Below are 7,902 nucleotides of genomic sequence, written 5' to 3'. Positions count from 1 at the left end.
TCGGTGTCCATCCTGGCGGCCAGTTCCCGTCGCAGTTCGGGCACCTTCAACTCGTCGACGAGGTACTTGATCTCGTACCGGTTGAACGCGTGCAGCGCACTGGCCGTCTGTGCGAAGCCCCCGGGGGTGGAAGTGGCCGGTGCGTCCTCGGCCGGTGGCGCCGATGGTCGCGCGGTGGGTGGACGGCGGAAGCGGTCGAGAAACGTCATCGTGCTGCCGGCTCCTTGCCCTGTTCGGTCGGTGAACAGAACAAGTACAAGCGGTGGACCTGCGAACAGCTTGTCCGCCAACTGACAATTTCCTGGCAATGGAAAAGTAATGGAGGTGCAAAGGATCTTCGGGGTCGTGTGGGGTGACACTTCACCCGACATTCACCCGGCGATCGGCCTGCCCCGTGTGGTCGAATGTCCTTTCGGTGGCTGCGCGGTGGTGTCGAGGCCTCGGGGGAGGAGCGGCGGTGGTGGGACAAGCGCGCACGTTGCGAAACCCGGCGGCGCACGTCCGCCGGACCCGGGTCGGCCGGCAGAACACGGATCGGATCCTGCGCATGTTCGCGCGTTTCATCAGCGTGGGCTATGTCGCCTACCTGATCGTCCTGATTCCTTCGGTCCTCGCGCTACAGCCAAGGATGGCGTCCTGGTGGACGCCGGTTGCAGTGGTCACGGTGTTCGGGTCCGGGCTGTTACCGGGGCTGCTGTCGTTCCGCCGCGACACCCGGTCCATGCGGAACGCGGCCGGGGTAGCGGCGGGGCTCTTCCTGCTGGCGGCGTTCAGTTGGCCACTGGCCTGGCAGGGGCCACAGATCCCGGCGAGCGACGGTGTCTGGCTGGCCTTCTTTCCCGGACTGGCGAGTCTCGCCGCCATCGTGGCCTGTCCGACCGCGGTTGCCTTCGCCCACCTCGTGATCGGATGCGTGTGCGTGCAACTGATCAACCAGGTCGCCCGGGCGGGTGCTCCCGCGGAAATGCTGCTGCCCGAGATCACCTTCGCGATCATGTTCTGCACGCTGTTCGTGGGTGGCGCGGCGATGGCACTGCGCACCGGCCGGGTGCTGGACGCCACCACCGACGAGACACATGCGGCCGCCGCGGCGGCCGCGGCCCAGCGCGCACGCGCCGTCGAGCGGGAGCGATTCGACGCGCTCATTCACGACAGCGTCATCGCGACGCTGCTGTCCGCGGCTCGGGGACAACGGCCGGCCGTGGTGAACAGGCTCGCCACGGCAACGTTGCAGGATCTGGATTCCCTGCGAAGCGAATTCGAGGCGGACCGTCCGTTCACCGTCGACGAGGCCGTCTCCCGGCTGCGCGCGGCCGCCGCGGACGCCGACGACGGCGCGGTGTTCACGGTGGCCCGGGGTCGCGCCGGGACGACCGTCGTTGCCGGGGAGGCTCTCGCGAGGTTCGCGGCGGCCCCGGATGATGGCGCCGCGGGATTCGCCGATGTCACGGTCCGGGAGCTCGACGCCGTGCCCTCGGATGCGGTGCGGGCGATGGGTGCCGCGCTGGGCGAGGCGCTGCGCAACAGTCGCCTGCACGCGGCCGACTCCACCCGATCGGTGGCGGTGACGGTGACCGCGCACGGAGTGAAGGCGCTCGTCGCCGATGACGGGGCCGGATTCGATCGCACTGCTGTCGCCCCGCATCGACTCGGTGTCACCGTCAGCATCCTGGCGCGCATGCGGCAGACGCCCGGTGGCGCTGCGCGAATCGAGTCCCGGCCCGGCGCGGGGACTCGGGTGTATCTGTCCTGGGAGGCCGAATGACGAGCGGGTACAGCAGCGACGGTGTCGATCGGGACGTGCGGGCGCTGCTCGGTCTGCGCAGTACCGCTGCGACGGTGCTCGTCGCGGCGTACGTGCTGACCTTCCTTCTGCTCGCGCTGTCGACCAGCCCCGGCCGTGACGCGCTGTGGGCGGAACTGGTCGCGTGGCTGCTCGTCAGCGCGGGTGCCGTCGCTTTCGTCCGGACGCCGGGCGACCCGCTGCCGTGGGGTATCACGGTGGTCCTGGCCTCGGTGGGCCCGGTGGCGACCGCCCTCGTGCTCTCGGTGGTGCCGGTGCCGATCGACAAGGCGCTCCAGGTGTGGCCGCTTCCCGCATCGACGGCGATCTGCGCCTACATGTGCCTGCGCGGTCGGACGCCGGCGGCCTGGATCGGCACGGTCTCGTGTCTGGTGTGTTGTGTGGTGTGGGCGGCCCGCACCGGGCAGGGCGCCGGATACGGGCTGGGAATGTCCGCCGTCAACCTTGCGCCGCTGCTGATGGCGACGTTCATCGGGTGGACCATTCGCCCCGCCGCGCGCGACATCTTCGACCTGCGGGACCAGACGACGATCCGGGTTGCTGCCCAGGCGGCGGACACCGCGGTCCTCGAGGAACGCGACCACCAGCTGAGGCGGCTGGACACTCTCGCGCGTCCACTGCTCGAGGAGTTGAGCGTCGCGACGACGATCAGCGACGGCGATCGGCTGGCCTGCAGCCTCCTCGAGGCACATCTGCGTGACGCGATCCGTGCGCCCGCGCTCGGTGACCCGGCGATCGTCACGGCCGCGCGGTCCGCGCGCGGCCGTGGCGTGGACGTCGTCCTGCTCGACGACGGCGGCATGACGACCGTGTCCTACGGGGTCCGCGACCGTATCCACGGCGCGGTCGTCGCCGCGCTCGACGCCGCGGTCGGCGGGGTCCTCACCATCCGGGTGCTGCCGCCCGGCCGTGGCTCGCTGCTCACCATCCTGCACAGCGACGGTGACGACGTCACCCGGCAGCAGTTCGGGACCGACGGGTGCCTCCTCGGCGCGGCCCGCACCGAGTTCGAATCACGCTGAGTGCAACCCTGTCCGCAGTGGCGCGGGGACGGCATCGTGAACTTCGATGCGGGTGTGGCTGAGTGGCTAGGCACCGGCCTGCAAAGCCGTTTACACGGGTTCGAATCCCGTCATCCGCTCGACGACGAGCCCGGCAGGTGAATCACCTGCCGGGCTCGCATCGTTCTCGGGCTCCGCCGATCTCAGCCGACGCTCGGGGGCTGGTCGACGAGCTGCGCGAGGTAGAGCTGCTCGCCGAGCTTGTCGATCAGTTCGAGCTGCGTTTCGAGGTAGTCGACGTGGTCTTCTTCCTCGGCGAGGATCTTCTCGAAGATGCCGGCGGTGGTGTGGTCGCCCTTGCTGCGGCACATCGTGATGCCGGGCCGAAGGCGCTCGACCACCTCGACCTCGACGGCCAGGTCCGACGTGAACTGCTCCCGGATGGTCTGGCCGATGCGCAGCGGCAGGATCCGCTGGTAGTTCGGCAGCGCCTCGAGCATGAGGATGCGGTCGGTGAGCAGCTCCGCGTGCTGCATCTCCTCGAAGGACTCCTGGCGGGTCTTCTCCGCGATCTTCGTCAGGCCCCAGTTGGCCTGCATCTTCGAGTGGAGAAAGTACTGGTTGATCGCTGTGAGTTCGCTGGTCAACTGCTCGTTCAGAAGAGCAATGACCTCATCGTCGCCGCGCATGAACAACCTCCGATGGGGGTGGGCTGAACCGTGAGCTCAGACTAACCCTCACCGGGTGAATTCACACGGTGTACTTTTCGGCGATTCGTCAGGCGCTGATCGGCTCTTCCTCGCATTCGACGACGGCGTAGTGCTGTTCGATCATCGACTTGATCCGGTCGCGGCACATGCCGCAGCCGCGTCCGCGCCCGGCGCCGCAACCCATCGCGACGTGCTTGGCGGTCCGAGCCCCCGCGGAGATGCACTGATGCACCGTGTCCTCGGTGGTGGCCTCGCAAACGCAGACGTACATGTCGTTGACCCTCCAGCCAGCTTCCTCAGGCGAGGCTACACTAAGAGCCCGTCTTTGAAAAGGGTAGGCTAACCCAAGTTTTTGATCTTGATCGGCGTCGAGGTTCCGTGCGATCGTGGATCCATCGGTACGAACTCGACGCCGGGCACTTGCGGGGCCCACGGACTCGGGGAGCAGGTGGCCGCATGGGAAGAATTGGTTCCTTTCGTCGTGATCGGCTCGTCTTCGACGTCCGGGACGAGGGGTCGGTCGACGGCGTCCCGGTCGTGCTGCTGCACGGGTTCCCGCAGGACTCTCGATCCTGGTCGGCGGTGGCGGAACTGCTGCACGCCCGCGGGTTTCGCACCCTCGCCCCCGACCTGCGGGGTGCCTCGCCCGGTGCGCGACCGCGGTCACGGTGGGCCTACCGTCCGTCGGAGTTGACCGCGGACGTCATCGCGTTGATCGAGCAGTCCGGGCTCGGGCCGGTGCACCTGGTCGGTCACGACTGGGGTGCCGCCGCGGCGTGGTGGGTCGCCGGACGCCGGCCCGACCTGGTGCGGACCCTGACCGCCCTGTCGGTGGCGCACCCGAGCGCCTTCGTGCGCTCGCTGGTGACCAGTCGCCAGATCCTGTTGTCCTGGTACATGTTTGCCTTCCAACTCCCGGTGTTGCCGGAACGGTTGTTCGCCGAGGGGACACGGGTGCGCCGGCTCTTCCTCGGCAGCGGCATGACCCGGGAGGTCGCCGACCGCGATCTCGCGCCGATGCGGGAGCGCTCGCGTGCCCGAGGCGGCTTGGGGTGGTACCGCGCGATGTTGCTCGCGGCGCCGTGGCGGCCGCCCGAGCGGATCACCGTGCCGACGCTCTACGTCTGGAGCGACCGCGACACCGCGCTCGGCCGCACGGCCGCGGAGCTGACGGCGCGGTACGTGGACGGTCCCTACCGGTTCGAGGTGTTCGAGGGCGTCAGCCACTGGATCCCGGACGAGGTGCCGGAGCGGCTCGTCGATCTGCTCGCAGAGCATCTGGGTGAGCCGGAGCGCCGCTCAGACGCGGCGGGTCCACGCACCGAGTAGCGACTCGCTCAGTTCGTACTTCATGGCCCGGATGCGGCCGTCGGCAGTTCCGCGGGGATCGAGGCACTCGCGCAACAGCTGCCGGAACCGAGCGGGGGTGACCCCGAATGTCTCGAGCAGTTCGGCTGCGCTCGCGCCGCCGAACGGTGCCCATCTGATGGCGAACCCGACCACCCACACTGCGTGGGGGCTCAGGGCGTGGGATCGGTCGAGGAAGTCGCACTGGCGCAGCCACACTCGAATCCGCTCGCGGTTGCACGGGCCGCCGGCCTCGATCGGGCGCGCGGTCGCGTCGGGGCGTCGGGTGTGCATCAGAGCGCACTGACGGCGAACAGAGGGAAACGGTCGCCGTGCGGGGTCGGCCGGAACTCGACGCGCACCGACCGGGTGGGCTGCTCCGGGATCCGGCCCTCGATCCACGTGTAGACCCGCGGGCCGTCGTCCAGTTCGACGATCGCGGTCACGGCGGGCCCGGGATCCGGGTTGGCGCGAGGTGAGGTCTTCCACGACAGGATCGTTCCCGTTCCGGACGACGGCACGGCGGCGAGGTCGTTGCCGTGGCAGGCGGAGCAGGTGGCGGCCATCGGAGAGCAGAGCGTGGCGCAGTTCGCGCACCGGGTGATGAGCAGTGCACCCGTGTGCGCTGCGGTGGGCATCGGGGACGTGTGTTCGTGTTCGTTCTCGTGCATCGGAGCCTCGGCGGTCGGAGTGTGGTGAGGTGAGTCACACTCTCGCCTGGGGCGCGTCTCGCGACGACCGCAGAACTACCTGGATTACTACCTGCTTTTCCGGTGCGAGCAGGCCTCGGCGTGGGTGAACGGGGCGGGGAGCGGGTCCTGGGTGCTCTGCGGACCTGCTCCCCGCCCCAGTGTGCCGGGCGGGGTGGCCGCCCGGCCGTGTCCGGTCTCAACCTGCCGTGCGTTCCGGCTCGGCGTGCGAGCCTTCGATCGGCAGGCCGGCGGACTCCCAGTCCGCGATGCCCTCCCGGTACTTGCGCACGTTCGTATATCCGAGGGCGCGAAGCCGGTTGGCCACCAATTCGCTGTTCCGGCAGGTGATGCTCGCGCAGTAGGTCACGATCGCGGCGTCCCGGTCGGGGAGGAGGCTCGGGGCACGTGACGCCACGTCGGCCTCGACGAGATTCACCGCCCCGGGGATGTGGCTCCTGTCGAAGTAGTCGGCGGGAAGGGTGTCGAGGAGGGTCACGGAGCCGGATCGGAGGGCCGCGGCCAGGTCGTCGCGGCTGATGAGCTCGGTCATTGTTGTCGCCCTTTCGTCGGATTCACAAACCAATGTGCGTGCGTACGCACATTTAATAGCAATGTGCGTACGCACGCAACTGGACGGATGAAGGTGGTTAGACTGCCCCGGTGGCAGCGACGCGGGACACGGATGGTCGGCACCTGGCGACGAGCGCATGGGGCGCGCTCCTTCAGGTCCACGCCCGGCTGGTGCCCGAACTCGACACCGACCTGCGGCGCGCGACGGGGCTTCCTCTGGCGTGGTACGACGTGCTGCTCGAGCTGGTGGGAGCCGACGGCACTCCGCTGCGGATGAGTGACCTCGGCGAGCGGGTGGTGCTCAGTCGTACCCGGGTCAGTCGCCTGGTCGCCGAGATGGAGACCTTCGGGCTGGTGCAGCGCGATGCCAATCCCGACGACCGACGTTCGGCGTTCGTGACGATCACCGATGCCGGCAGGCGCCGCTATCGCGAGGCGGCCCCGGTCTATCTGAGCGGGATCGGGGAGCGGTTCGCCGACAAGCTGACCGACTCGGAACTGCGGGCGGTCGCGGCGGCGCTGCAGAAGGTGCTCGAGCCGACGTCCGCGACCGACAATCCGACCGGCTGACCGGTCGGCCCGGCTGTCGGCAGCGGGCGGCCGCGGCGATCGTGGATGCCGCGGCCGCCCCGGGGATCACCGGCCGAAGCGCTCCTCGACCTCCTCGGCCGTGAGGCCGTACTGCTCGAGGGTGTAGCGGTGTGCGGGCTTGCGGTCGCCGGAACGAGACTCGGCGTGCATGTCCTCCATCGCCTGCTGCGCCGCCGAACTCACCGGGATGCCGAACCGGGAGTAGATGCCCTCGACGGTGCCGAGCGGGTCCGCCACGAAGTCCGCGTAGTCGACGTCGACGAACTGGGCGGGGTCGTACTGCGCGCGTGCGGCGGTGAACGTCTCGAGGCCGCGGGCCCAGAGCTCGAGTTGCCCGCGACCGATCACCTCACCCCGGAAGGCGTTGGACCAGCCCTCGGTGGCCTGTTCGGCGAGGCTGCACACCGATGGGATGATGGTGCTCGGCGGGCGGTGGGTCTGGATGACGAGGGCATCCGGATACACGGACATCAGCTCGTCGAGCGCGAACAGGTGGCTCGGGTTCTTGAGCACCCAGCGCCGGTCCTGGTCCGGCAGGCCGATCAGCTGCAGATTCTTCTTGTGGCGCGCATAGGCATTCGTCCAGTCCTGACCCTCGAGCCACTTCGAGTACGTCGGCAGGTTCGCCAGGCACTCGTAGGAGATCGACTTGAACGTCTGCCGGAGCAGCTGCCAGCACTCCTCGACCTCGGCCGCGGACATGTAGTGCACGCCCATGAACTCGGGGTGCTCGACGTGGTGCTTGCTGAACTGGGACTCGATGCCCTGGAAGACCGGGTTCGACGCCCACGTCTCGCGCGGTGGCCGCGGCTGCGGCATCTCGGTCAACCACATCTCCAGGCCCTGGTGTGCCGGGTCGACGGTGAGCAGTCGGTGCAGCGCGGTGGTGCCGGTGCGGGGCAGGCCGGTCACGAAGATCGGTCGCTCGATCTTCACGTCCGCGTGCGCGGGGTGCTGCTGCCACGCCGCCTCGGACAGCAGCCGCGCGACCAGTGCGCCGCGCAGGAACACGCGGGACATCTTGCTGCCCAGGGGCGTCAGGTCCTCGTCGCGGGCGTACGAGTCCAGCAGGACACCGAGGGCCTCGGTGTAGTCGTCGACGCCGAAATCGGTCAGGCCGGTCATCTTGGTTGCCGAAGCGTGCAGGTCTTCGACGGTGCCGACGGTGGTGCGTTCAGTCATCGGGG

10 protein-coding genes, 1 tRNA gene and 1 pseudogene are annotated in these 7,902 nt (G+C 69.0%); 5 read left to right on the top strand and 7 right to left on the bottom strand.

Translation table 11 applies throughout. The features are described 5' to 3' along the window. Positions 1–209, bottom strand: a pseudogene (locus ACWEPG_RS28005) (vacuolar transporter); the annotation flags it as partial. A gap of 248 nt (positions 210–457) precedes the next feature. Here ACWEPG_RS28005 and ACWEPG_RS28000 point away from each other — a divergent pair. The 3 genes from ACWEPG_RS28000 (at position 458) to ACWEPG_RS27990 (ending at position 2,945) form a co-directional block, all read left to right on the top strand. After that, positions 458–1,765 (top strand): ATP-binding protein, encoded by a 1,308-nt coding sequence (locus tag ACWEPG_RS28000; protein ID WP_452595820.1) that lies wholly within the window; start codon positions 458–460, stop codon positions 1,763–1,765. Continuing rightward, positions 1,762–2,826 carry a hypothetical protein gene (locus ACWEPG_RS27995; protein WP_450113499.1) on the top strand — a complete coding sequence of 355 codons (1,065 nt, stop codon included), beginning with the start codon at positions 1,762–1,764 and terminating at the stop codon, positions 2,824–2,826. Before ACWEPG_RS28000 ends, ACWEPG_RS27995 begins: the two co-directional genes overlap by 4 nt. A gap of 48 nt (positions 2,827–2,874) precedes the next feature. Beyond that, a tRNA-Cys gene (locus ACWEPG_RS27990) sits at positions 2,875–2,945 on the top strand. 63 nt (positions 2,946–3,008) lie between these two features. Here ACWEPG_RS27990 and bfr read toward each other — a convergent pair. Together bfr and ACWEPG_RS27980 are read right to left on the bottom strand one after the other, a co-directional pair. Beyond that, positions 3,009–3,494, bottom strand: coding sequence for a bacterioferritin (gene bfr / locus ACWEPG_RS27985; RefSeq protein WP_450113500.1), 486 nt, complete (start codon positions 3,492–3,494; stop codon positions 3,009–3,011). Positions 3,495–3,582: 88 nt separating this feature from the next. Further along, complete coding sequence (locus ACWEPG_RS27980) at positions 3,583–3,786, bottom strand: (2Fe-2S)-binding protein (protein ID WP_450113501.1); 204 nt, start codon at positions 3,784–3,786, stop codon at positions 3,583–3,585. A 185-nt stretch (positions 3,787–3,971) separates the two neighbouring features. On the opposite strand from ACWEPG_RS27980, the gene ACWEPG_RS27975 reads away from it, so the two are divergent. After that, positions 3,972–4,844 (top strand): alpha/beta fold hydrolase, encoded by an 873-nt coding sequence (locus ACWEPG_RS27975; RefSeq protein WP_450113502.1) that lies wholly within the window; start codon positions 3,972–3,974, stop codon positions 4,842–4,844. Here ACWEPG_RS27975 and ACWEPG_RS27970 read toward each other — a convergent pair. From ACWEPG_RS27970 to ACWEPG_RS27960, 3 genes are all read right to left on the bottom strand, one after another. Further along, the gene (locus ACWEPG_RS27970; RefSeq protein WP_452595819.1) at positions 4,815–5,156 is read right to left on the bottom strand and encodes a hypothetical protein; all 342 of its coding nucleotides are present in this window, start codon (positions 5,154–5,156) and stop codon (positions 4,815–4,817) included. The genes ACWEPG_RS27975 and ACWEPG_RS27970 overlap by 30 nt on opposite strands. Beyond that, positions 5,156–5,500, bottom strand: a complete 345-nt coding sequence (locus ACWEPG_RS27965; RefSeq protein ID WP_450113504.1) for a Zn-ribbon domain-containing OB-fold protein — start codon at positions 5,498–5,500, stop codon at positions 5,156–5,158. The genes ACWEPG_RS27970 and ACWEPG_RS27965 overlap by 1 nt, the downstream gene beginning before the upstream one ends. Positions 5,501–5,750: 250 nt before the next feature. Further along, a complete protein-coding gene (locus ACWEPG_RS27960) occupies positions 5,751–6,104 on the bottom strand; it encodes a rhodanese-like domain-containing protein (RefSeq protein ID WP_452595818.1) in 354 nt (117 codons plus the stop codon). 110 nt (positions 6,105–6,214) lie between these two features. On the opposite strand from ACWEPG_RS27960, the gene ACWEPG_RS27955 reads away from it, so the two are divergent. After that, on the top strand, positions 6,215–6,694 hold the full coding sequence (locus tag ACWEPG_RS27955; protein WP_450113506.1) for a MarR family winged helix-turn-helix transcriptional regulator: 480 nt from the start codon (positions 6,215–6,217) through the stop codon (positions 6,692–6,694). 66 nt (positions 6,695–6,760) lie between these two features. On the opposite strand, the gene ACWEPG_RS27950 is transcribed toward ACWEPG_RS27955, so the two are convergent. Further along, positions 6,761–7,897 (bottom strand): sulfotransferase family protein, encoded by a 1,137-nt coding sequence (locus ACWEPG_RS27950; RefSeq protein WP_450113507.1) that lies wholly within the window; start codon positions 7,895–7,897, stop codon positions 6,761–6,763. Between the last annotated feature and the right edge of the window lie 5 nt (positions 7,898–7,902).

This window comes from Rhodococcus sp. NPDC004095, assembly GCF_053604015.1.
This window is presented reverse-complemented; position numbering and strand designations above follow the sequence as displayed.